Raw genomic sequence first — 21561 nt, 5'->3', positions numbered from 1 at the left:
CGCAATTCGGTCGCGAACCGCGATGTTGCCGCCCCACCCGCCGGGCGCTGTGCGCCCAGGGTGACTGGCGGACCCCATCCGGCGCTTATCTCCGGCACTCATGATGGCTTAGCTCTTGAAGGGGCATCAGAATAATCTCATATCCCCTGGGTTGAGTTTTGACAATTTTTGCCATTGTGACTATTAGCGGCCTAACACACCCATCGCGCAATAGTCGCCTGGCGCTAAATGATCAATCCTTTAGCTATGCTTAACCATCACATGGCGGACCACGGTATAATCCTCAAGGCCATACATCGACATGTCCTTGCCGTAGCCTGACAGCTTCTGGCCACCGTGCGGCATTTCGCTGACCAGCATAAAGTGGGTATTGACCCAGGTGCAGCCGTACTGCAGCCTGGCGCTAAGACGATGGGCGCGACCGACATCTTTCGTCCATACCGAGGAGGCCAGGCCATACTGAGAGTCATTCGCCCAGCTCAGGGCCTGCGCTTCATCGCTGAAAGGCGTCACGCTGACTACCGGACCAAACACTTCGCGCTGGACAATAGCGTCTTCCTGCCGGGCGCCGGCGAGCAGCGTCGGCTGGAAGTAATAGCCCGCGCCGTCAGCCCGACTGCCGCCGGTGACCACCTTAATGTGCGGCAGCGCCCTTGCGGCTTCCACCGCCGCGCTAACGCGCTCAAGATGGGCCAGCGAGCTCAGCGGACCCAGTTCGGTGGCAGCGTCCTCCGGCGCCCCCATTTTCAGGCTGGCCACCGCCGCCCCAAGTTTCTCCACCAGCTGGTCATAGATACCCTGCTGGGCGTAGATCCGGCAGGCGGCCGTGCAGTCCTGGCCGGCGTTGTAAAAACCGAAGGTCCGCACCCCATCCACCACCGCATCGATGTCCGCATCGTCAAAAACGATCACTGGCGCCTTACCCCCCAGCTCCATGTGGGTGCGTTTAATCGACGAGGCGGTATGGCCAATGATATGGGCTCCGGTGGCAATCGATCCGGTCAGGGAGACCATTCGCACTTTAACGTGGGCGGTCAAGGGGTCGCCCACCGTTTTACCACGGCCAAACAGCACGTTGATAACCCCCTCCGGGAAGATATCTTTTGCCAGCTCCGCCAGCTTCAGCGCCGTCAGCGGGGTGATCTCCGAGGGTTTTATCACTACGCAGTTGCCCGCCGCCAGCGCCGGGGCCAGCTTCCAGGCCGCCATCATCAGCGGATAGTTCCACGGCGCGATGGAGGCCACCACGCCCACCGGATCGCGGCGGATCATTGAGGTATGCCCTTCGAGATACTCTCCGGCCGCCATCCCCGGCAGGCAGCGAGCGGCGCCGGCGAAGAAGCGGAAGACGTCGGCGATGGCCGGCATTTCATCATTAATCACGCAGTGCAGCGGCTTGCCGCAGTTCAGCGACTCCAGCTGCGCCAGGGTTTCAGCCTGCGCCGAGATGGCGTCCGCCAGCTTCAGGAGACATTCCGCACGCGTCTTCGGCGTCGTCTGACTCCAGGCATCGAATGCCCGGTCCGCCGCCTCAACGGCGGCATCGACCTGGGCCGCTGTCGCTTCGGCAATCTCCAGGATCACTTCGCCGGTTGCAGGGTTATATACCGGAACCTTCTCGCCTTCACCTGCCACTAACTTACCGTTTATCAATAGGTTGTGTTGCATAGCATTATCCTGTTTCATGGTTTTATTTCCCGTTTCCGGCGTCGTTATCGCCGTCGCGGGTGAGCCACCAGGCCCCTAAGATTGGTATCGTCGTTACCAGCATCACCAACAGCGCGACAACGTTGGTGACGGGCACATCTCGCGGCCGCCCCAGCTGATTCAGCAACCACAGCGGCAAGGTGCGTTCATGCCCCGCGGTAAAAGTGGTAACGATAATTTCATCAAACGACAGAGCGAATGCCAGCATTCCCCCCGCCAGCAGCGCCGACCCCAGATTGGGCAGCACTACGTAACGAAAGGTCTGCCAACCGGTAGCGCCTAAATCCATCGAGGCTTCCACCATACTCCACGAAGTCCGGCGGAAGCGGGCGATGACGTTGTTAAACACCACCACCACGCAGAAGGTCGCGTGCCCCACCACTATCGTCAGCAGGCCAGGCTCAAGGCCGACCGCTTTGAACGCCGTCAGGAGCGCCAGGCCGGTAATGATCCCCGGCAGGGCGATAGGCAGCAGCAGCAGTAGCGACACCGCATTTTTGCCAAAAAAGGCGCTGCGCCACAGAGCTCCTGCAGCCAGCGTGCCAAGCACTAAGGCAATGGCGGTCGACAGGGCGGCGATCTTAAGTGACAGTGTCACTGCCTGCAGAATGTCGCTGCGCCCGGCCGCCTCGCTGAACCAGCGCAGCGTCAGCCCCTGCGGCGGAAAGCTAAAGGCTGCATCTTCCGTATTAAAAGCATAGATGGCGATAATCAGCAGCGGAAAGTGGAGGAATATCACCCCGCCCCAGGTCGCCAGTCGCAGATACCAGGGCGCACGTTCAGAGTGCATCGAAGGCTCCCAGACGTTTCACGAACGCCAGATAGAGGGCAATCAAGACGATAGGCACCAGGGTAAACGCCGCCGCCATCGGCATATTGCCGATCGCCCCCTGCTGCGAGTAAACCATATTGCCGATAAAGTATCCCGGCGGGCCCACCAGCTGCGGCACGATAAAGTCGCCTAGCGTCAGCGAAAAGGTGAAGATCGACCCAGCGGCGATGCCGGGAATGGCCAGCGGCAGCACCACGTAGCGAAAGGTCTGCCGCGGGGCCGCGCCCAGATCGGCCGAGGCCTGTAGCAACGATCCCGGAATACGCTCCAGCGCCGCCTGCACCGGCAGGATCATAAACGGCAGCCAGATGTAGACGAACACCAGAAAGCGTCCAAGGCCGGAGGTGGACAAGGTATTGCCGCCGACCGCCGGGACGCTCAACAGCGCGTTCAGCGCCCCCTCCAGTCCAAGATGACCGAGGAACCACTGCGCCACGCCATCTTTCGCCAGCAGCAGCACCCACGCATAGGCTTTGACGATATAGCTGGCCCACATTGGTAGCATGACCGCGATATAAAAGAAGGCCTTCATTTTGCCGCTGGTATAGCGCGCCATATACCAGGCCATCGGCAGCGCCAGCAGCGCGCTGGCCAGCGTGACGCACAGCGCCATCACCAGGGTCCGCACAATAATATCGTAGTTGGCAGGGTTGAACAGCGCCCGCAGGTTAGCCAGCGTGAAGTCGCTGGTCACCGACATGGTGAAGTCGTCAAAGGTATAAATGCTCTGCCACAGCAGGGTCAGCAGCGATCCCAGATAGACGATGCCAAACCACATCAGCGGCCCGAGCAGCAGTAAAAACAGGCCCAGCGCCGGTCGGCGCCAGAAGATCCCCGATATGCGCCCGGTCTGAGCAGGAGTTATTGCCATGGTCATCTCAGCCTCCGCTTTCCAGCGGGGTCATCGCCGAGCGCGACCATGACGCCTGTACTATTTGCCCGGTTCGCGGAACGCTGGCCGCCGCCGCGCCATCGATGTTGGCCTGGCTGACCAGCAGTTTGTCGCCATCCGCGAGGCGGAGCTCGATCCGCGTCGCCGCCCCCTGATACTGCACCGCCTGCACCACACCCTGCACCTGCACCTCGCCGCCGCCCTGCAGGCGAACATGCTCCGGACGCAGCGACCAGCTGCCCGCCATCCCGCACAATCGTCGGGCCGCCTCGGCTGCAAAAACGTTGGCGGTGCCGACAAAACCGGCCACAAATGCGGTCCTGGGGTGCAGATAGAGATCCTGCGGGGCATCCACCTGCTCAATGCGCCCGTTGTTAAACACCGCCACGCGATCCGATATCGACAGCGCTTCGCTCTGGTCGTGGGTCACGAAGATGAAGGTGATCCCCAGCGACTGCTGCAGCTTTTTCAGCTCCACCTGCATCTGCTCGCGTAGTTTCAAATCCAGGGCGCCCAGCGGCTCATCGAGCAGCAGCACCCGCGGCTGGTTCACCAGCGCCCGGGCAATCGCGACCCGCTGCCGCTGGCCGCCGGAGAGCTGGGAGGGCTTGCGATGATGAGCAAAGCCAAGGGCCACCTTCTCCAGCGCCTCCTGGGCGCGGGCATGGCGCGCTTTCTTCGCCATGCCTTTGACCATCAGGCCGTAGGCGACGTTGTCAAGGATCGACATGTGGGGAAATAGCGCGTAGTCCTGGAACACGGTATTCACATCCCGCTGCCAGGGCGGCAGTTCGCTGGCCGGCTGACCAAAGATATGGATGGTTCCGCCGGAGAGCTGCTCAAAACCGGCAATCAGCCGCAGGCAGGTGGTTTTACCCGAGCCGGACGGACCCAGCATCGAGAAAAATTCTCCATCGCGTATGCCAATGCTAACCCCATCCACCGCCCGCACATCGCCATACAGGCGCGATACATTCTGAAACTCGACCGCGTACGTCATTGTTTGCCTCCGATCCTTAGCGGCCGCCCATTATCGCAATATAGTCCTGAGTCCAGCGGCTATAGGGCACGTATTTCCCGCCTTCCGCAACCGGCGTTTTCCAGAAGTGAATGCGGTTAAACTGCTCATAGCCGTTGGTCTCACAGCCTTTATCACCGAGCAGCGCGCTGGCTTTACAGCCCTCAGGCACCACCGGCAGCGAACCGAACCAGGCCGCCACATCGCCCTGCACCTTCGGCGTGAGCGACCAGTTCATCCATTTATAGGCGCAGACCGGGTGCTTCGCCTCGCTGTGCAGCATGGTGGTATCCGCCCAGCCGGTTACCCCCTCCTTCGGGAACACGGTGGCGACCGGCTGGCCTTCCGCCTTCAGGCCGTTGGCTTGATAGGGCCACGAACTGGAGGCGGCTACCCCTTCGTTTTTGAAGTCGTTCATCTGTACGGTGGCGTCATGCCAGTAGCGATGGATCAGCGGTTGCTGGTCGCGCAGGACTTTCAGCACCGCGTTGTACTGGGTTTCGGTCAGTTGATAGGGGTCTTCGATCCCCAGCTGCGGCTGGGTGGCTTTGACAAACAGCGCGGCGTCGGCGATATAGATCGGGCCATCATAGGCCTGCACCCGCCCCTGGTTGGTTTTACCATCCGGTAGATCCTGCTTGACGAACACCACGCGCCAGCTGTCCGGCGGCGTCGGGAATACGCGGGTGTTGTACATCAGCAGGTTCGGCCCCCACTGATACGGCGTGCCATAGACTTTACCGCCGACGTTAAACCACGCCCCCTTCGCAATACGCGGATCAAGGGAGCCCCAGCCGGCAATCAGCGCCGTGTTGATCGGCTGCACGCGTTTGCCCATGATCAGGCGCAGCGAAGCATCACCCGAGGCGGTGACCAGATCGTAGCCGCCTTTGGCCATCAGACTGACCATCTCGTCAGAGGTGGCAGCGGTTTTGACATTAACCTGGCAACCGGTGTCCTTTTCGAACTGACTCACCCAGTCGTACTGTTTGTCGGTCTGACCGCGTTCGATATATCCCGGCCAGGCAATAATATCGAGCCGCCCTTCCGGTTTATCCAGCGAGGTGAGCGGCTCTGCCGCCTGAACGGTCAAACAAGCCATACCCAGCACATAAAGGCTGCAACGGGCAATTTTTTTGCTCATCAGGTGTTACTCCTGTCACAAAGGAATTAGCGGCAGCCGTGCCGTAAAAATATCTCCTGAAATAAGGGTAGTCAGCGGATTAACGCCCCCAGGGGAATTTATTCAGGTTGTGACCCGGGACGCATTACGTAAAAATCGCCAACACAAGCAGGACTTTATGGATTATAGACAACGAGTTAGGGAATGAGGAGGGGTATGCATATTTCCTATGGTGAGCGCCGGTAAAATAATGACCGGCCTCGATAAAAATCCTCTTTCGCTTATTTTCGCAGAATGTTTATGATGAGAAAAATAAACGACAGGGTCAGGCAAGCTGTTCGCGAATAAGCTCCCCCAGGCGCTTCACCCCCTGCTCTTCGCGTTCCCCCCAGCCCCAGGCGGTATTAAAACGGAAAAACGAGGTCCAGCTGTCGGAGGTGGAGAACATTTTCCCTGGGGCAATACTGATGTGCGACGCAAGCGCCCGGGCGCTAAGTGCGCTAGCGTCGGCCCCTTCCGGTAGTTCGATCCACAGAAAGTAGCCGCTGTCGCTGTGGTGGACGATGACCTCCGGCGGCAGATGGCGCAGCAGCGCCTGCCAGGCCTGCTGTTTACGCTCCGCCAGCTGACGACGTAGACGGCGCAGGTGGGCGTCATAGCGCTTGGTGGACAGGTAATCCACCAGGGCTAACTGCATCGGCGAACTGGTGGAAAGCGTACTCATCAGCTGGAGCTGCTGGATCCGCCGCGCCTGTTTGCCGGCCGCCACCCAGCCGATACGAAAGCCGGGTACCAGACATTTTGAGAACGAGCTGCAGTGCAGCGTCATCTCCTGGCGATCCCAGAACTTCGCCGGTAACGGCTTTTCGCGGCCAAAATAGAGCTCGCTGTAGACATCATCTTCGATCAACATCACGTTATAGCGCGTCAGCAGCGCCACCAGCGCCGCTTTTTTTTCAGCGCTGAGGGTGAAGCCGAGCGGATTCTGGCCGTTGGTCATCAGCCAGCAGGCCTTCACCGGATAGTTTTGCAGGGCCGCCTCCAGCGCCGTCAGATCAATGCCTTCCCTGACGTCAGTGGCCACCGACAATGCTTTCAAACGCAGCCTCTCCAGCGCCTGCAGGGCGCCGTAGAAGCAGGGGTTTTCCACCACCACCCAGTCTCCCGGCTCGGTCACCGCCTGCAGGCTGAGGTTAAGCGCCTCCAGCGCCCCGGCGGTGATGACGATCTCGTCCGGCGAGACGTTCATCCCCTGCAGGGCATAGCGACGGGCAATGGCATGCCGAAGTTCTGCATTGCCCGGCGGCAGATTCTCAATGACGCTCATGGCGGTGGCGGTTTTACTCACCTGCGCCAGCGAGCGGTTGAGCTGCTGCAGCGGGAAGAGACGCGGGTCCGGAAAGGCCGAGGCAAAGGGCAGCATCGACGCCTGGCGGCTGGCCTGGAGCACCTCAAAGATATAGGTATTGATATCGACGGCTTCATCGCGAGTGACCTGGGCAGGCGGCGCCGGCTGGCGGAGCTTCACCGGCTGGGGGGCAACATAATAACCCGACTGCGGACGGGCGACGATGCGCCCCTGGCTTTCCAGCAGCTGATAGGCATGGCTGACGGTCATAAAGCTCATGCCGCTGCTGATCACCTGCTCGCGCAGCGACGGCAGCCGATCGCCAGGCAACCAGACGCCAAGGGCGATCTGCTCGGTCAGTTGCTGCGCCAACTGTTGATACTTTTTCATTGCGGCCGTCCCCGTACGATAACGTCCCATTATCATATATCAGTTATAAAAAAATCATAGTTTCCTGTAACTGTTATATCTGCAGCGGCGGCCGCGTCGCCGTGATAGCACGGGATGGGTTTAAAATATCACCACCCAGAATAGCGAGATTAAAACAAACCAGAAGATAATCATTACGCCAAGCGTAATGCACAGACTCTGTAATCCTTTTTCAGACATTGGCATTCCCTTTTATTTATTCCCGAGCTCATACAGTACAAATTAGCCGCGGAGCCGACAATTTATTATTATTTAATTTACGATTAACCGGCTCAGCGTTTTTACTTATTCTCATACTAATGAGTGACAATAAATCAGAGTAAAAATCCGTGGCGGATTTCGTAAGCCAAAATATGAGCTACGGCGGGTGGTAAGGATATATTATGCCGACCAGGTGACTACGCCATACCGGCGGCAGGGCCGCGTAGCCAGCCGTTAGCAATAATATGACAGACAGCGGAATAGACGCCTAATCACCTTCCGCAGGGATTAATCAAGCTTGCGCAAGGATATTTTCTCGCCCTGGCAACAGCTGAAAAATCATAACAGCGGCCAACTGTTATGATAAAAAATGGCGTGACTGCCTCTGCCCCTCAGTCGTCACCCCACCTAAAATTGCGCTGAATCAATTTTGTTGTGGAGTCCTGCATGTTCGGTCTTGATGCATTCCATCTGGCGCGAGTTCAATTCGCTTTTACGGTCTCATTTCATATTATCTTCCCCGCCATTACCATCGGACTGGCCAGCTATCTGGCGGTGCTCGAAGGCTTATGGCTAAAAACAAAAAATCCCGTCTGGCGCTCGCTGTACCATTTCTGGTCGAAGATTTTCGCCGTCAACTTCGGTATGGGGGTCGTTTCCGGGCTGGTGATGGCCTACCAGTTCGGCACCAACTGGAGCGGTTTCTCACAGTTTGCAGGCAGCATAACCGGCCCTCTGCTGACCTATGAAGTCCTGACGGCGTTCTTTCTGGAAGCGGGCTTCCTCGGGGTGATGCTTTTCGGCTGGAACCGCGTGGGGCCGGGGCTACACTTTTTCGCCACCTGCATGGTGGCGCTGGGTACTATCATCTCCACCTTCTGGATCCTCGCCTCTAACAGCTGGATGCAGACCCCGCAGGGGTTTGAGATCGTTGATGGCCAGGTCGTGCCCGTCGACTGGCTGGCGGTGATCTTTAATCCGTCGTTCCCCTACCGATTATTGCATATGACAGTAGCGGCGTTTCTCAGTAGCGCGCTGTTTGTCGGCGCCTCGGCGGCCTGGCATCTGCTACGCGGCAATCAGTCGCCGGCGATCCGTAAGATGTTCTCAATGGCGCTATGGATGACGCTGCTGGTCGCCCCCGTCCAGGCGCTGATCGGCGATATGCATGGCCTGAATACCCTGAAGCACCAGCCGGCGAAAATCGCCGCCATTGAGGGGCACTGGGAAAATCCGCCGGGTGAACCAACGCCGTTGCTGCTGTTTGGCTGGCCCGATATGGACCAGGAGCGCACCCGCTACGGGCTTGAGATACCGGCCCTGGGCAGTCTGATCCTCACCCACAGTCTTGATAAACAGGTGCCAGCGTTGAAAGAGTTCGCTCCTGAGGAGCGCCCGAATTCTACTGTGGTGTTCTGGTCATTTCGCCTGATGGCCGGGCTGGGCATGTTGATGCTGCTGCTGGGCGTGCTGGCCCTGTGGCTGCGTCGCGGCGACCGGCTATACCACTCGCGGCCGTTTCTGCGTTTTGCCCTGTGGATGGGGCCATCCGGCCTGATCGCTATTCTCGCCGGCTGGGTGACCACCGAGGTGGGCCGCCAACCCTGGGTGGTGTATGGCGTTCAGCGCACCGCCGATGCCGTTTCCGCTCATGGCGATCTGCATATGTCGGTCAGTTTATTGACCTTTATCGTAGTGTACAGCGCCGTCTTCGGCGTCGGCTACAGCTATATGCTGCGCCTGATCCGCAAGGGGCCGCAGGAGATGCTCCCGGCGACAACCGGTACGCCAGCCCGCCCGCTGTCCGCCGCCACTGAAGGTTATCTGCAGAAGGAGTCCCGCTAATGGGTATCGAATTATCGGTGATCTGGTTCGTGATTATCGTCTTTGCCACGCTGATGTACATCGTCATGGATGGCTTTGATCTGGGCATCGGCCTGCTGTTCAGCACGGTGCGGGGCGGCGGGGATCGCGACGTAATGGTCAACAGCGTCGCGCCGGTATGGGATGGCAATGAAACCTGGCTGGTGCTCGGCGGCGCCGGCCTGTTTGGCGCCTTTCCCCTCGCCTACGCGGTGATCATCGACGCCCTGTCGATCCCCCTGACCCTGATGCTGATCGGCCTGATTTTTCGCGGCGTCGCCTTTGAGTTTCGCTTCCAGGCTACGCCGTCGCACCGGCCATTCTGGGATCGCGCCTTTTTTGGCGGCTCCCTGCTGGCAACCTTCAGCCAGGGCGTGGTGGTCGGGGCGGTGATCAACGGTTTCACCGTCAGCGGTCGCGCCTTCAGCGGCGGCATGTTTGACTGGCTGACCCCGTTCAGCCTGTTCTGCGGATTCGGACTATGCGTGGCCTATGCGCTGCTCGGCGCCACCTGGCTGGTGATGAAAAGTGAAGGCGCGCTGCAGCAGAGAATGCGCAGCGTATCGCGGCAGTTGCTGGGTGCCCTGCTGGTGGTGTTTGCCGTCATCAGCCTGTGGACTCCGCTGGCGCACCCGGCGATTGCTGCCCGCTGGTTCAGCCTGCCGAATCTCTATTTCCTGCTGCCGGTGCCGCTGCTGGTGATCCTCGTTAGCGGCTGGCTGTGGCGCACGCTGCATCAGCGCGACCGCCATGTTTCGCCCTTCACGCTGACGCTGGGCCTGGTCTTTCTCGGCTTCAGCGGACTAGGGATCAGCATCTGGCCGCATATTATCCCGCCGGCCATCACGCTGTGGCAGGCTGCCGCTCCCCCGCAAAGCCAGGGCTTTATGCTGGTGGGCGCCCTGCTGATTATTCCGGTCATTCTTGGCTACACCTGCTGGAGCTATTACGTGTTCCGCGGCAAAGTTCAGCCTGGGGAGGGATATCACTGATGCGTACTGCCTGGCCTAAACGTCTGCTGTGGCTGATCGCGCTCTGGGGAGGCAGCGTACTGACGCTGGCCGCCATTAGCCTGCTGTTTCGCCTGCTGATGACCGCCGCAGGGCTAAAAGTCTGAGGGTGGATGCAGAGAGGTCCGAAAAGGGACTTCTCCATCTTATCTTCACTTTTGCCTGATGAAATACGGCGATACATCTGAAGAAAGGATATTGCTATGAAGAAGTTAGCTTTACTCTCCGCCGTAATGACGCTTGGAATGTCGTCATGGGCTTTTGCTGCCGACAACCCGCCGCCGCCGCCGGAAAAAGGCGCGCAGCATCAGGGTAAACCGCCGGTGAAAAACGGCCAACACGATGGTAAGCAAGCGCAATACAACAGCAAACAGCCACAACGAGACGGCAAACAGCCGCAGCACGACGGTAAACAGCCGCCGCACAACGGCAAGCTGCCGCCAAAAGGGAGCGAGCACAGCGGGAAACCGCTGCCGCCGAAAGCGTAACACTCTGGCCTGGCCTTCCGCGTCAGGCCTTTTTTCATCCTTCGTCAGCCATCGTTGACAAACTCTTGCCGTTCTTTGAGATGCCCGGAAAAAAGCCTGCATTGCGCCTGACATAGTATGTCCACGCCATTGTTCCGTCGAGAAAAGGTATGTTAAAGAGAAGCATAAGCGCCCTGCTGTTGCTGTGCGCATTATTTTCCGGGCATCTGTTGGCCCATCGTCAGGGACACGAGTACTTTCCGGTGCAAAGTCTCGAACAGCAACTGCTGCACGAAGCGGATAGCGATGAGCTTCGCAGCCAGCACGAGGAGGCCGCCGCAGACCTGCGCGAACATCACCGCTGGCAGGACGACCGTAAACCGCGGGCATCCTGCCAATAGCATCGACTCGAATCAGGCCCCTTTGCGCTTCGGCAGCGTCTTCATCAGATCGTCCGGGCTGACGGAGGCCACAATGCTGCCCGGGTGCGGCATTTTGAGGATATGGTTTTTGATCTTGCCGACCACGTGCATTTCGCACGGACGGCAGTCAAACTTCAGGGTCAGGACCTCATCGCCATGGATCAGCTGCATCGGCGTGGCTTTCCAGCTCTTGATGGAGCCTTTCGCCTGCTTCGGGCAGAGGTTGAAGGCGAACCGCAGACAATGCTTAGTGATCATCACCGGCACATCGCCCTTCTCTTCGTGCGCTTCATAAGCGGCGTCGATCAGCTGTACGCCATAGCGCTGGTAGAACGCCCGCGCCTTGTGGTTATAGACGTTGGCGAGGAAGGAGAGATGGGTCTCCGGGTAGACCGGCGGCGGTACGGAGACCGGCTTGCGGGTGCCACGCTGCCAGGCGTTGAGGCGCGCTTCATCCAGCATCTCCGCAGTTTCCCGACGCAGCTGGTTGAGCAGGCTGTTGGGCACAAACAGCGGCGGCAGATTAACCTGCACCTCGCGCGCATAATAGATGGTTTGCCCCAGTTTTGTGACACCGTCACGCAGGTGGGCCAGCGCTTTCTCCGCCTGGTTAGCTTCGGCGAACTCCCCGTCAAGGGTGTGGGTCACGCTGACGCCATCTTCACAGGTCATGGTGAGAACCAGCTGCTCCTGCCAGCCGCTCAACGTCACATCTACCGCGATGCGGCGTTCGCTGGAGGTCTTTAGCAGCGCCTGTTGCCAGTTATGATCGAGGTTGCGGTTGAGCGGCTGATGGGGGCGCACTTTATGCAGATCCGCTGGCATCTCGTTCGGCCATACCCGATAACGGTTTTCGCCGGTTTTTTCCACGGTATTAGCACGGAAGCCCACCACTTCGCGCTTAATCATCACGTTGAGACCATCGCCGTTGGTTAACGGTTCACTGACTTCAACGTCGAGATGGTCTTTGCCTACCTTCAGAACTTCACCTACCGGCAGGCCGATAAATTTCGGCGAATCAAAGGCGCCGATATCGCCTTTGCGGGCATTAACAAAGTAGTCAGTGCTGCCCCGGTGGAAGGTTTTATCCGTGGACGGGATAAAGAAATGCTCGGTGCGTCCAGCCGAGGCGCGCGCCAGGTCGCCGCGATCTTCGATAATGGCATCCAGCATTTGACGGTAGTGCGCAGTGATGTTTTTCACATAACTCATGTCTTTGTAACGGCCTTCAATTTTGAAGGAGCGTACGCCAGCGTCGATCAGCGCCGCCAGGTTGGCGGTCTGATCGTTATCCTTCATCGACAGGAGATGTTTCTCATAGGCCACCACCCGCCCCTGATCGTCCTTCAGGGTATACGGCAAGCGGCAAGCCTGCGAGCAGTCGCCGCGGTTGGCGCTGCGTCCGGTCTGGGCGTGCGAAATGTAACACTGCCCGGAATAGGCCACGCACAGCGCGCCATGGATAAAGAATTCGATAGTGGCGTCAGTGTGGTCGTAAATGGCTTTGATTTGACTGAGGTTCAGTTCGCGCGCCAGCACGATCTGACTGAAGCCGGCGTCGGAGAGAAACTTCGCTTTTTCCACACTGCGAATATCGCACTGGGTGCTGGCGTGCAGCTCAATCGGCGGCAGATCCAGCTCCATGATCCCCATATCCTGGACGATCAGCGCATCGACGCCTGCGTCGTAGAGATCGGTAATCAGCCGCTGCGCCGGCTCCAGTTCATCGTCATGCAGAATGGTGTTCAGCGTCACAAATACCTTTGCGCCAAAGCGATGAGCGAAAGGCACCAGCCCGGCGATATCGCTCAGACTGTTGCTGGCGTTGTGGCGGGCGCCAAAGCCAGGTCCACCGATGTAAACGGCATCGGCGCCGTGAAGGATCGCTTCGCGAGCGATACCGGCGTCGCGGGCAGGACTAAGAAGTTCAAGACGATGATTGTGCAGGCGCATACGCGTGTTGTTATCCAGTATAAGGGGGTCGAAATGGCGGCTATTGTAGTCAGAACCGGGCGCAGACGAAAACCTTTTCCGCCGTCACACGACGACGAATTTTCACTTTTCAACAAAGTATTGACGGAAAAGATATTTCCCTCAAATCACGGCGAAGAGTACTGTCATCACGTATTCCGGATTTTCCTCGTCACGTTGTGAGTGGTTATCATCAGTCATCTTGTCTGGCCGCGGGTTCGCTCGCGGTTTTTTCTTTTGGATAATGGATAAGAGAATGGAAATGGGCCGCCTGGGCGCCGCGGTTACGATACGCATGCGTCGCGTCGCCGGCGAAACGCCTACCCTCACCCGCCTGCAGCGAGTGCCACTCCCCTTGTAAGCACAAATCCAGCGTACCACTTATCACTACCACATGCTCAATCACCCCTTTCTCATGCGGCGTTGATTCGCTCAGCGCGCCGGGGGCAAGGGTTATCGAAAAATGGTCAAAGCGCAGCTCGGGATCCCACGGGAATACTGGCGTCACCACCATCGCCTGCTGCTGCGGATCAAACGCGGAGGGCGCGGCGCTGGCGTCCGGGACGATGAACGCCGAAAACGGTACGTTCAGCCCGGTGGCAATCTTCCACAGCGTCGCCACCGTTGGACTTGATTCATTCCGCTCAATCTGCCCGAGCATGGCTTTCGACACCCCGGTCTCTTCCGCCAGTCGCGACAGGCTCCAGCCTCGCTGCTGGCGCAGGGTTTTAAGCGTTGCCGCCAGATGTTGCGCAATATTCATCCTTCCTCCTGTTTTTACTGCGCAAAGTATACCGCCATTTGTCTGATTTTTTCAGGACGTTTAACGGCATCGTACGCCACTGGCGGCGAGTTTTTCTCCCAGGGTTGCTGCGCGAACCACCGCTTGTGCGTTATAACGCACAATGATACAGTGAATGGATGTTATAACGCACATGAGAATCATCGATGCGCTCGTTTAGTCTTCCGCTTCCCACTCTGTTTGCTGGCTTCGTCGCCGTGTTGGTGGGGTACGCCAGCTCCGCCGCCATCATCTGGCAGGCCGCCGCCGCGGCCGGCGCTACCCCCGGGCAGATCGCCGGCTGGATGACGGCTCTTGGCCTCGCCATGGGCATCAGTACTCTAGCGCTGAGCGCCTGGCGGAAAGTTCCTGTGCTCACCGCCTGGTCAACGCCGGGCGCTGCGCTGTTAGTTAGCGGCCTGCAGGGGGTGACCCTCGCCGAGGCCGTGGGGATCTTTATTTTCGCCAACGCGCTGATCGTTATCTGCGGCGCCACCGGCCTGTTTGCCCGGCTGATGCAGATCATTCCCCATTCGCTGGCCGCCGCGATGCTGGCTGGGATCCTGCTACGGTTTGGTTTGCAGGCCTTCGCCGGCTTACAGGATCATCTGCCGCTGTGCGGCGGGATGCTCGCCGCCTGGCTGCTGTGTAAAGCGCTGTGGCCCCGCTTCGCCGTGGTGGCCGCGCTGGTGATTGGAGCGCTGATTGCGGCGGCGTCCGGGGATGTGGCTAGCGCCGCCGTGCCGCTGGCATTTGTGACGCCGGAATGGGTCGCCCCGCAGTTTACTCCGGCGCTTTTGCTCAGCGTCGGTCTGCCGTTCTTCCTCGTCACCATGGCCTCGCAGAACGCTCCAGGGTTCGCCACCCTGCAGGCATCAGGCTATACCGTACCGGTCTCCGCACTGATCGTCGTTTGCGGGGGGTTGGCACTACTGCTGGCGCCGTTTGGGGTTTATTCCATCTGCATCGCGGCGATCACCGCCGCCATATGCCAGAGCCCGGAGGCGCACCCGGATCCGAACCAGCGCTGGCTGGCGGCCATAGCCGCGGGCGGTTTTTATCTGCTGGCCGGTCTGTTCGGCGGGTCAATCACCGCCCTGATGTCGGCCCTGCCGCCGGCGTGGATCCAGATGCTGGCGGGTCTGGCGCTGCTCGGCACCATCGGCGGGAGTCTGTTTCAGGCAGTGCATCAGGCCAGTGAGCGCGATGCGGCAGTGCTAACCTTCCTGGTCACCGCCAGCGGGGTGACGCTGGCGGGAATTGGCTCCGCCTTCTGGGGCGTGGTGCTCGGCGGGGTGAGTTACGGCGTGCTATCCGCGCTGCGCCGCCCGTAGCTGGGAGGGCGTCAGGCCGGTGGCGGCTTTGACCCGATGGCTGAAATGGCTGGGGGAGCTAAAACCACAGGCCAGCGCTATCTCGGTTAACGGCAGCGCGCTATGGCAGATCAGGTTTTGCGCCTTCGCCATTCGCTGCTGCATGACGTACTGATGCGGAGCCATATTTAGCGACTGACGAAACATACGAGCAAAATGAAACTCACTCAGACCCGCCTGCTGCGCCAGGTCGGCCAGGGTCAAGGGCTGATCGAGATGAGCATCGATCCAGGCTAGTACGTGACGCTTTACGCCTGGCGCCAGCCCGCCGGTGACCGTCGGCAAACGCCACTGCACGGTGGAATAGTGCTGGATCAGATGGGTGAGCAGTAAGCTGCTGGCGGCGCTGAGGGTCAGCTGGTTCGCCGGCTGCCGCCAGTCGTTAGCCAGCAAAAACTGACGATACACTGCGGTGATTTTATCATCGCTGGCGAAGGTCTTTTCCTGCAGGGTGAAGTTCGCCGGGCTGCGGTCCCACACCTCCTCGCCGACGCGACGCAGGTGCGCATCGGTACAGTAAAGATGCACAAACGACAGATCGCCGCGGATATCCCATACGCTTTCATCGCCTTTCGGCATCAGACAAAAACGATCCGGGCCGCCGCCATTTTTCCAGCCGTGCGGCGTCTTTTGATAGCTTTCGTAGCCATCAGCGACGTACAGACTTAAGGTATGATGGTCGCTGCGCACCGTCACGGTATCGCAATTGTTATACCAGGCGGCCAGTTGAATACCGGAATTCAGCTCCACGGTTCCCTTCAGCACCGCGTTCTGTCGCCGTAATGTTTCAAATGTCCCGTAACCCATCGTCTTCACACATTGTCTGTAAAAGCCCTAGTCTAGGGAGACTACGGCGCGGTTTCCAGTCCTCACCGCCAGCGGAGGGCAAATAAGCGCAAGAATTTGCAAGCCGACAACAAACCGGTGAAAGCCGCAGCAGGCGGCAGCCGGCATACTCCTCCCATCAACAGGTAGAGGAGAACCAGGGTGAACGCATTACTCTATGCACTCGTTGTCGTGATCTGGGGTACAACGTGGATCGCGATTTTTTTACAACAGGGACCGGTGGCCGCGCCGGTATCGATTTTCTGGCGTTTCGCCGTAGCCAGCGTCACGATGCTGGCGATTCTGCTCGTCACACGACGCCTGCGGCCGCTGGGCGCGAAAGATCATCTCTGCTGCCTGCTGCAGGGCTGCTGCGTCTTCTGCTTTAATTTCTGGTGTTTTTATACCGCCGCCGCCTGGATCAATACCGGTCTGGAATCGGTGATCTTTTCGATGGCGGTACTGTTTAACGCCATCAACAGCTTTCTCTTTTTCCGCCAGCAGCCGCCGGGCCGCTTCTGGGCCGCCGCCGCGCTGGGTCTCGCCGGTATCGTCATCCTGTTCTGGGACGACCTGCTGGCCAACGGACTGAACGCCTCGCTGCTGTGGGGGATCGGGCTGAGCGCCCTGGGTACCTACGGTTTTTCGCTCGGCAATATGTTCAGTATTCGCCACCAGCGCCGCGGGCTGGAAACGCTGACCACCAACAGCTGGGCGATGCTCTACGGCACGCTGGTGATGGGGGCGATCGCTCTGCTGCGCGGCGATAATTTTATGCCAGAATGGACCGTCAGCTATCTGGGCGCCCTGCTTTACCTGGCGCTGTTCGGCTCGGTCATCGCCTTTGGCGCCTATTTCACTCTCGTGGGGCGCATCGGCGCCAGCAAAGCCGCCTACAGTACGCTGCTGTTTCCGCTGGTCGCCTTATCCATTTCCACCGTTTATGAAGGGTATGTCTGGCACAGCAGCGCCGTGATCGGGCTGGCGCTGATCCTGCTGGGTAACCTGGTAATGTTTGCCAAACCGGAACAGCTATTGCTGCGCCGAAGGCTGGCCTGAGGAGGCTGAAGAAAACCAGCGCCGTCGTCAGACGGCGCTGGCACGATTAACGCTGAGAGGGATCGAATTTAACGGCGTCGACCGCCATATCATCGATAACCTGCTTCAGGGTATCGACGGTCAGCGGTGTATTCTCATTCGCCAGGGTTTTGCCTTCCCCTTTACGAACGACCTTGATGACCGGCTTATTGGTGCTGGCGTCAATGACCTCCGCCTCAAAGTACAGATTGGTGTCCATGGTACGATGGCCGGTGGCGGCCTGGGTGCCGGCGACAATCATAGCGACCGGGATCACTTCATAGAACTGCAGCCCCTCTTTGCTGGAGTCCACCCCGGTGATCGCCCCGCGGAAGATGAGGCTGCGCTTGCCGGCGGTAGTGGCCAGCGGTTTACGCTCGGAAATAGCCTGTTTCAGCTCTTTGTTGGTGTAGTTAAGAATATCCTGCAGCGCCTTCTCCCCTACCTGGGTGGTCGGCTTCGGTACCGGATAGTAGGTCACCGGGTGATAAACAATATTGTCATAGTTGGCCGGATTGAAGTTCGGATCGATCCAGCGCAGCTCCGGCTTGCCGGAGGCAGAGGTCGTTTCTTTCAAACTGGAATAATCTTTTAAGAAGCCCGAATACTGATCCGGTTGCGCCACTTTCGCCGCGCAGCCGGTCAACGCCAATATTCCCGCCAGAGCGGCGACTTTCAGTAAAACGCGAGTACGCATAGAGAGATCCCTGTAAATGCAGTTTTTTTTCGGCAGACGTTATAGCAAATAGGACCCACTAGTTTTGTGACAAAAAAAGGGCTTCGTCAAGGAAGATTTATAAATATTGATGGCCTGAACATTACGTTAATAAATAATCACTTAAAAGGGGTATCGCGCGGTTTTCCAGGCTCATTTTCGCCGCAACGGGTCTCTGTCTTGCCCAGGCTCTGGCGGGGAATGCGGCGCGGGCCATGCTCAGCTTCCCACGCCGCGGCGAATCAGGCAGGCTTGCGCGCCAACAGGGTGGCGAAGCGCAATTTGATGCGATTGCCGTTGGCGTCGGTGCGATGCAGCTCGCCGACGTCCTCATTGTATTTCAGCAGCTCCCAGCCCTGGTAATAATCACGAAGCTCATCAGGTTTAAAGGCAAACGGGAAGCCGACGGTGCAGGGATAGTCTTCGGTATCCATCGCCGCCACAATCAGGTTATAGCCGCCGGCGGCGGTGCAGCGCTGCATATTGGCGATCAGGCCCGGGATGGTGTCAGGCTCGAGGAACATCATCACTACGGTGGAGAGGATCAGGTCATACTCGCCGTCAAAGCTCAGGCTGTTGAGGTCTTTCACCGCCGTTTGCAGATTATCCAGTCGCTCGGCGGCGCGAATACTTTCCAGATTGTTGACGCTCATCGGATTTTTATCCCACGCCGTCACCGCGAAGCCGTTCGCCGCCAGATAAAGGCTGTTACGCCCGTTGCCGCAGCCCAGATCCAGCGCCCGCCCCGGCGGCACAATCGTCGCGGCATGCAGCACCTCGGAATGGGTGCGGGTCAGGCTGTATTTTTGACTAAAATAATCCGCGTCACGCTTTGTCATGATCCTTCCTTCTTATTCAGGAGTGTTTCCCGGTCGACCTGGAGCAACAGTTTCCCGCTGACCAACAGCAACGCTGTACGCAGCAGCAGCAGGCCGACAACCAGATTGCTAAAAATAAATAGCGGCATCGCCAGATGATGAAAAAAGCCGTCTCCCCTGGCCTGGCCGAGATGCAGACCGGTGGTGGCCAGCGCGGAAATGCCGAACGAAAAGCTCCAGAAAGAAGCATTGAACGGCTGACGAAGATACCAGGGCATCAGACGGAGCATAAACAGCAGCTGCAGCAGGCCGTAACCAAACAGCAGCTTAGCGAAGGTATCGGCCTCCCCGCCGTTGACGCTGAGCCAGGCGCTGCAGGCCACCAGCGCAGGCGCCAGCTGGATCCCCAGCGAGGTGCGCAGCGGCGTCGGCAGCTCGCCTGCGCTGCGCAGACGCTGGAGGATCGCCGGCTCGAGGCTCAGCCAGGAGAAGACCCCGGCGCCGAGGAACACCAGTCCGGCATCGGAAAATCCCAGCGCGCCGCAGGCCATCGCGCTGATAAAATTATTGGCTACTGTCGGCAGATACAACCCCGGCGTGGTGGCCTCGCGAGGATGGTTCCCCCGCCATAGCCCACCGCTTTGCCAGGCGGCATAGGCGAGCTGCAGCGCCACGCCCGGCACAAACAGCCCGATCGCCAGCGGCCTGCACCAGGGAGCCAAACCAATCGCCACCAACAGCGTGGTGGCCGGAAACAGGCTGACGAAGCTGCTGCTCACCGGATGACGCATCTCCCGCAGCACGCTCGCCGGAAAGCGGATCGCCCGGCTGATAAACGCCATGCTGAGCAGGACCCACATCGCCATCGCCAGCGTCACCAGCCCATCACCAATGCTGCGGCTGACCGGCCAGAGGGTGCTGGCGTAACGCCAGGCGAAGCCCATTCCGATAGTGCCGAGCACCATGCCAAAATAACCCGCCGGCAGGTTTAGCACCTGCCGCGGCGTTTGCGTTTTATTCATTTTATTGATGATATCAATTTAATTTGAAGTTGCATTCTAATGGAACCTTATCCCGCGCGCTATGGCGATCTTTGCTATGTTTATGTTAACCATAAGTAATAAGGATCGGCCATGCGTAAATACCGTCTCAGCGAACAGACCCGGCAGTATTGTTATGAGGAAGAGCATGGCAAACAAAGCGTCACCCTGCGCCAGATCGTGGCGCTTATTGATTTCGCTGACGTTAAAGCGGGCAGCGAAGGCGGCTGGGTGGATGAGGAATGCGCTCTCAGCCAGCAGGGGGAGTGCTGGATCTACGATGTCAACAGCGTGGTCTTCGCCGGGGCGCGCATCCGCGACGACGCCCGCTTAACCGGGTTCTGCGTGGTCAGCCATGAGGCCACCATCGGCGGACGGGCCTGCATTCACACCTCGCAGATCAGCCATCACGCGCAGATCAGTGACAACGTCACGGTTACGCAGAGCCAGGTGCGCGGTTATTGTCGCCTTGCCGACGAGGCGCGTCTTCTCCCCCACTGCCAGGTGATTGCCGCGCGCGGGTTAACCGCCGATCGCGACAAAGTCCTGCAGATCTATCAGCGAGCCACCGTCAGTGCCTCGCGCATTCTCCACCAGGCGCAAATCTACGGCGATGCCTTCGTTGAGCATGCGTTTGTCGAACATCGGGCGGAAGTGTTTGACCAGGCAAGACTTGAAGGGAACGAAGAAAACGACGTCTGGGTGTGCGATAACGCCCGGGTATACGGGAACGCGCGCCTGATCGCCGGTCGCGGAGAGGATGCCATTCCCACCGTACGCTACAGTTCGCAGGTGGCAGAGAATGCGGTGATTGAAGGCAACTGCCTGCTGAAGCATCGGGCGATGGTCGGCGGCGAGGCGCAGCTGCGAGGTGGTCCGATTCTGCTCGACGACGATGTGCTGATCCAGGGGCGGACAGTCATCATCGGCGATGTGATCGTTGAGCACCAGGTCTCCATCAATGACGAGGTGCAGATTGCCGCACAGGAGGGAGAGGCCATTCATCTGCGCGGCCCGAAAACGCTTGACGGCCAGCAGCACATCACCCGCACGCCGCTGTTAGGCGCGCTTTAATGCCTCATCGCGGTCAATAATGCGGGCGTAGATATTCTGATCGTCATAGCTACCGTTCAGATACTCGGCTTGTCGGAGACAGCCTTCCAGAACAAACCCGTTGCGCAACGCTACCTGGTTGCTGCGGGTGTTCGCCACCCGGCATTTGATCACAAACCGGCGCACCAGCCCGCTGGCGGCATAATGGCGGATAAAGGCCTGTAATGAACGGGAAAGCAGCCCTTGCCCCTGGTGCTCTTCATCGATCCAGTAGCCAATATAGGCCGTTTTATTCTGCGGCTCGATCTGATTGAACGACAGGACCCCGACTAGCTGCTTATCGAGAAACAGCAAAAACATTTTGGCGTAATCCCGCTGATGCAGCATCACGTTGCCCTGCACATGACGTCGGGTCTCGTCTTCGCTGCGCACCTCGGCGGGCCAACTGAGCGACTGCTGTAGCCAGCGCTGGTTTTTGACCACCAGCTGGTGCAGGTCGCTAACGTAGCGCTCATCAATGGCGATTAGCGTCAGCGCGTCGGTTACCGGGATCGACTCAGGTACTGCTGGGATATCTGCGGTCATAGCGCTCTCTT

At 59.0% G+C, this 21561-nt stretch carries 22 protein-coding genes; 9 read left to right on the top strand and 13 right to left on the bottom strand.

Translation table 11 applies throughout. The features are described 5' to 3' along the window. Window positions 1-240 precede the first annotated feature (240 nt). From patD to AB1E37_RS11260, 6 genes are all read right to left on the bottom strand, one after another. Window positions 241-1668 carry an aminobutyraldehyde dehydrogenase gene (gene patD, locus AB1E37_RS11285; RefSeq protein WP_004175939.1) on the bottom strand — a complete coding sequence of 476 codons (1428 nt, stop codon included), beginning with the start codon at window positions 1666-1668 and terminating at the stop codon, window positions 241-243. Between the two features lie 22 nt (window positions 1669-1690). Continuing rightward, on the bottom strand, window positions 1691-2497 hold the full coding sequence (locus tag AB1E37_RS11280; protein WP_004143773.1) for an ABC transporter permease: 807 nt from the start codon (window positions 2495-2497) through the stop codon (window positions 1691-1693). Next, entirely contained in the window at window positions 2487-3416 is a 930-nt protein-coding gene (locus AB1E37_RS11275; protein ID WP_002906903.1) for an ABC transporter permease, read from the bottom strand. Before AB1E37_RS11275 ends, AB1E37_RS11280 begins: the two co-directional genes overlap by 11 nt. A 1-nt stretch (window position 3417) precedes the next feature. Then, window positions 3418-4431 carry an ABC transporter ATP-binding protein gene (locus AB1E37_RS11270; protein ID WP_004898560.1) on the bottom strand — a complete coding sequence of 338 codons (1014 nt, stop codon included), beginning with the start codon at window positions 4429-4431 and terminating at the stop codon, window positions 3418-3420. Between the two features lie 16 nt (window positions 4432-4447). Further along, window positions 4448-5593 carry a putative ABC transporter substrate-binding protein YdcS gene (gene ydcS, locus AB1E37_RS11265; RefSeq protein WP_002907384.1) on the bottom strand — a complete coding sequence of 382 codons (1146 nt, stop codon included), beginning with the start codon at window positions 5591-5593 and terminating at the stop codon, window positions 4448-4450. A 304-nt stretch (window positions 5594-5897) separates the two neighbouring features. Beyond that, window positions 5898-7310 (bottom strand): PLP-dependent aminotransferase family protein, encoded by a 1413-nt coding sequence (locus tag AB1E37_RS11260; RefSeq protein ID WP_004898563.1) that lies wholly within the window; start codon window positions 7308-7310, stop codon window positions 5898-5900. 687 nt (window positions 7311-7997) lie between these two features. Here AB1E37_RS11260 and AB1E37_RS11255 point away from each other — a divergent pair. From AB1E37_RS11255 to AB1E37_RS11235, 5 genes are all read left to right on the top strand, one after another. Beyond that, window positions 7998-9395, top strand: a complete 1398-nt coding sequence (locus tag AB1E37_RS11255; protein ID WP_004151214.1) for a cytochrome ubiquinol oxidase subunit I — start codon at window positions 7998-8000, stop codon at window positions 9393-9395. After that, window positions 9395-10405: a cytochrome d ubiquinol oxidase subunit II gene (cydB, locus tag AB1E37_RS11250; protein ID WP_004898566.1), complete on the top strand. Its 1011-nt coding sequence runs from the start codon at window positions 9395-9397 to the stop codon at window positions 10403-10405. The genes AB1E37_RS11255 and cydB overlap by 1 nt, the downstream gene beginning before the upstream one ends. Further along, on the top strand, window positions 10405-10530 hold the full coding sequence (locus AB1E37_RS11245; RefSeq protein ID WP_004180143.1) for a DUF2474 domain-containing protein: 126 nt from the start codon (window positions 10405-10407) through the stop codon (window positions 10528-10530). The genes cydB and AB1E37_RS11245 overlap by 1 nt, the downstream gene beginning before the upstream one ends. Window positions 10531-10626: 96 nt before the next feature. Beyond that, window positions 10627-10911: a hypothetical protein gene (locus tag AB1E37_RS11240; protein WP_029884163.1), complete on the top strand. Its 285-nt coding sequence runs from the start codon at window positions 10627-10629 to the stop codon at window positions 10909-10911. Window positions 10912-11060: 149 nt separating this feature from the next. After that, a complete protein-coding gene (locus tag AB1E37_RS11235) occupies window positions 11061-11291 on the top strand; it encodes a DUF2554 family protein (protein WP_004143781.1) in 231 nt (76 codons plus the stop codon). A gap of 12 nt (window positions 11292-11303) precedes the next feature. Here AB1E37_RS11235 and AB1E37_RS11230 read toward each other — a convergent pair whose 3' ends face one another. Then, entirely contained in the window at window positions 11304-13265 is a 1962-nt protein-coding gene (locus AB1E37_RS11230; RefSeq protein ID WP_029884162.1) for a U32 family peptidase, read from the bottom strand. 33 nt (window positions 13266-13298) lie between these two features. On the opposite strand from AB1E37_RS11230, the gene AB1E37_RS11225 reads away from it, so the two are divergent. Continuing rightward, on the top strand, window positions 13299-13466 hold the full coding sequence (locus tag AB1E37_RS11225) for a hypothetical protein (RefSeq protein WP_004220096.1): 168 nt from the start codon (window positions 13299-13301) through the stop codon (window positions 13464-13466). 10 nt (window positions 13467-13476) lie between these two features. Here the strand turns inward: AB1E37_RS11225 and AB1E37_RS11220 are convergent, their stop codons facing one another. After that, window positions 13477-14046: a helix-turn-helix domain-containing protein gene (locus AB1E37_RS11220; RefSeq protein WP_002907473.1), complete on the bottom strand. Its 570-nt coding sequence runs from the start codon at window positions 14044-14046 to the stop codon at window positions 13477-13479. Window positions 14047-14231: 185 nt separating this feature from the next. Here AB1E37_RS11220 and AB1E37_RS11215 point away from each other — a divergent pair, with 185 nt between their 5' ends. Then, complete coding sequence (locus AB1E37_RS11215) at window positions 14232-15398, top strand: benzoate/H(+) symporter BenE family transporter (RefSeq protein WP_004214979.1); 1167 nt, start codon at window positions 14232-14234, stop codon at window positions 15396-15398. On the opposite strand, the gene AB1E37_RS11210 is transcribed toward AB1E37_RS11215, so the two are convergent. Next, entirely contained in the window at window positions 15375-16244 is an 870-nt protein-coding gene (locus tag AB1E37_RS11210; protein ID WP_004151213.1) for an AraC family transcriptional regulator, read from the bottom strand. The two genes, AB1E37_RS11215 and AB1E37_RS11210, sit on opposite strands and share 24 nt — an antisense overlap. 180 nt (window positions 16245-16424) lie before the next feature. Between AB1E37_RS11210 and AB1E37_RS11205 the strand changes: the two genes are divergently transcribed. Next, window positions 16425-17321, top strand: coding sequence for a DMT family transporter (locus tag AB1E37_RS11205; protein ID WP_004180146.1), 897 nt, complete (start codon window positions 16425-16427; stop codon window positions 17319-17321). 46 nt (window positions 17322-17367) lie between these two features. Here AB1E37_RS11205 and AB1E37_RS11200 read toward each other — a convergent pair whose 3' ends face one another. From AB1E37_RS11200 to tehA, 3 genes are all read right to left on the bottom strand, one after another. Next, window positions 17368-18036 carry a DUF3313 domain-containing protein gene (locus AB1E37_RS11200; protein WP_002907480.1) on the bottom strand — a complete coding sequence of 223 codons (669 nt, stop codon included), beginning with the start codon at window positions 18034-18036 and terminating at the stop codon, window positions 17368-17370. Window positions 18037-18296: 260 nt separating this feature from the next. Further along, complete coding sequence (gene tehB / locus AB1E37_RS11195) at window positions 18297-18893, bottom strand: tellurite resistance methyltransferase TehB (protein WP_002907481.1); 597 nt, start codon at window positions 18891-18893, stop codon at window positions 18297-18299. Next, window positions 18890-19894 carry a dicarboxylate transporter/tellurite-resistance protein TehA gene (gene tehA, locus AB1E37_RS11190; RefSeq protein ID WP_002907483.1) on the bottom strand — a complete coding sequence of 335 codons (1005 nt, stop codon included), beginning with the start codon at window positions 19892-19894 and terminating at the stop codon, window positions 18890-18892. The genes tehB and tehA overlap by 4 nt, the downstream gene beginning before the upstream one ends. Window positions 19895-20005: 111 nt before the next feature. On the opposite strand from tehA, the gene ydcK reads away from it, so the two are divergent. Next, on the top strand, window positions 20006-20986 hold the full coding sequence (gene ydcK / locus AB1E37_RS11185) for a YdcK family protein (RefSeq protein ID WP_004148564.1): 981 nt from the start codon (window positions 20006-20008) through the stop codon (window positions 20984-20986). On the opposite strand, the gene rimL is transcribed toward ydcK, so the two are convergent. Beyond that, the gene (gene rimL, locus AB1E37_RS11180; protein WP_002907487.1) at window positions 20972-21550 is read right to left on the bottom strand and encodes a 50S ribosomal protein L7/L12-serine acetyltransferase; all 579 of its coding nucleotides are present in this window, start codon (window positions 21548-21550) and stop codon (window positions 20972-20974) included. The two genes, ydcK and rimL, sit on opposite strands and share 15 nt — an antisense overlap. Between the last annotated feature and the right edge of the window lie 11 nt (window positions 21551-21561).

The organism is Klebsiella sp. Shm-1 (assembly GCF_040804525.1).
Lineage (GTDB): Bacteria > Pseudomonadota > Gammaproteobacteria > Enterobacterales > Enterobacteriaceae > Klebsiella > Klebsiella pneumoniae.
This window is presented reverse-complemented; position numbering and strand designations above follow the sequence as displayed.

Bases quoted from the DNA above. Each gene is read 5' to 3' on its own strand.
- patD (WP_004175939.1), bottom strand. From the start codon at position 1,668: ATGCAACACAACCTATTGATAAACGGTAAGTTAGTGGCAGGTGAAGGC.
- AB1E37_RS11280 (WP_004143773.1), bottom strand. From the start codon at position 2,497: ATGCACTCTGAACGTGCGCCCTGGTATCTGCGACTGGCGACCTGGGGC.
- AB1E37_RS11275 (WP_002906903.1), bottom strand. From the start codon at position 3,416: ATGACCATGGCAATAACTCCTGCTCAGACCGGGCGCATATCGGGGATC.
- AB1E37_RS11270 (WP_004898560.1), bottom strand. From the start codon at position 4,431: ATGACGTACGCGGTCGAGTTTCAGAATGTATCGCGCCTGTATGGCGAT.
- ydcS (WP_002907384.1), bottom strand. From the start codon at position 5,593: ATGAGCAAAAAAATTGCCCGTTGCAGCCTTTATGTGCTGGGTATGGCT.
- AB1E37_RS11260 (WP_004898563.1), bottom strand. From the start codon at position 7,310: ATGAAAAAGTATCAACAGTTGGCGCAGCAACTGACCGAGCAGATCGCC.
- AB1E37_RS11255 (WP_004151214.1), top strand. From the start codon at position 7,998: ATGTTCGGTCTTGATGCATTCCATCTGGCGCGAGTTCAATTCGCTTTT.
- cydB (WP_004898566.1), top strand. From the start codon at position 9,395: ATGGGTATCGAATTATCGGTGATCTGGTTCGTGATTATCGTCTTTGCC.
- AB1E37_RS11245 (WP_004180143.1), top strand. From the start codon at position 10,405: ATGCGTACTGCCTGGCCTAAACGTCTGCTGTGGCTGATCGCGCTCTGG.
- AB1E37_RS11240 (WP_029884163.1), top strand. From the start codon at position 10,627: ATGAAGAAGTTAGCTTTACTCTCCGCCGTAATGACGCTTGGAATGTCG.
- AB1E37_RS11235 (WP_004143781.1), top strand. From the start codon at position 11,061: ATGTTAAAGAGAAGCATAAGCGCCCTGCTGTTGCTGTGCGCATTATTT.
- AB1E37_RS11230 (WP_029884162.1), bottom strand. From the start codon at position 13,265: ATGCGCCTGCACAATCATCGTCTTGAACTTCTTAGTCCTGCCCGCGAC.
- AB1E37_RS11225 (WP_004220096.1), top strand. From the start codon at position 13,299: ATGGCGGCTATTGTAGTCAGAACCGGGCGCAGACGAAAACCTTTTCCG.
- AB1E37_RS11220 (WP_002907473.1), bottom strand. From the start codon at position 14,046: ATGAATATTGCGCAACATCTGGCGGCAACGCTTAAAACCCTGCGCCAG.
- AB1E37_RS11215 (WP_004214979.1), top strand. From the start codon at position 14,232: ATGCGCTCGTTTAGTCTTCCGCTTCCCACTCTGTTTGCTGGCTTCGTC.
- AB1E37_RS11210 (WP_004151213.1), bottom strand. From the start codon at position 16,244: ATGGGTTACGGGACATTTGAAACATTACGGCGACAGAACGCGGTGCTG.
- AB1E37_RS11200 (WP_002907480.1), bottom strand. From the start codon at position 18,036: ATGCGTACTCGCGTTTTACTGAAAGTCGCCGCTCTGGCGGGAATATTG.
- tehB (WP_002907481.1), bottom strand. From the start codon at position 18,893: ATGACAAAGCGTGACGCGGATTATTTTAGTCAAAAATACAGCCTGACC.
- tehA (WP_002907483.1), bottom strand. From the start codon at position 19,894: ATGAATAAAACGCAAACGCCGCGGCAGGTGCTAAACCTGCCGGCGGGT.
- ydcK (WP_004148564.1), top strand. From the start codon at position 20,006: ATGCGTAAATACCGTCTCAGCGAACAGACCCGGCAGTATTGTTATGAG.
- rimL (WP_002907487.1), bottom strand. From the start codon at position 21,550: ATGACCGCAGATATCCCAGCAGTACCTGAGTCGATCCCGGTAACCGAC.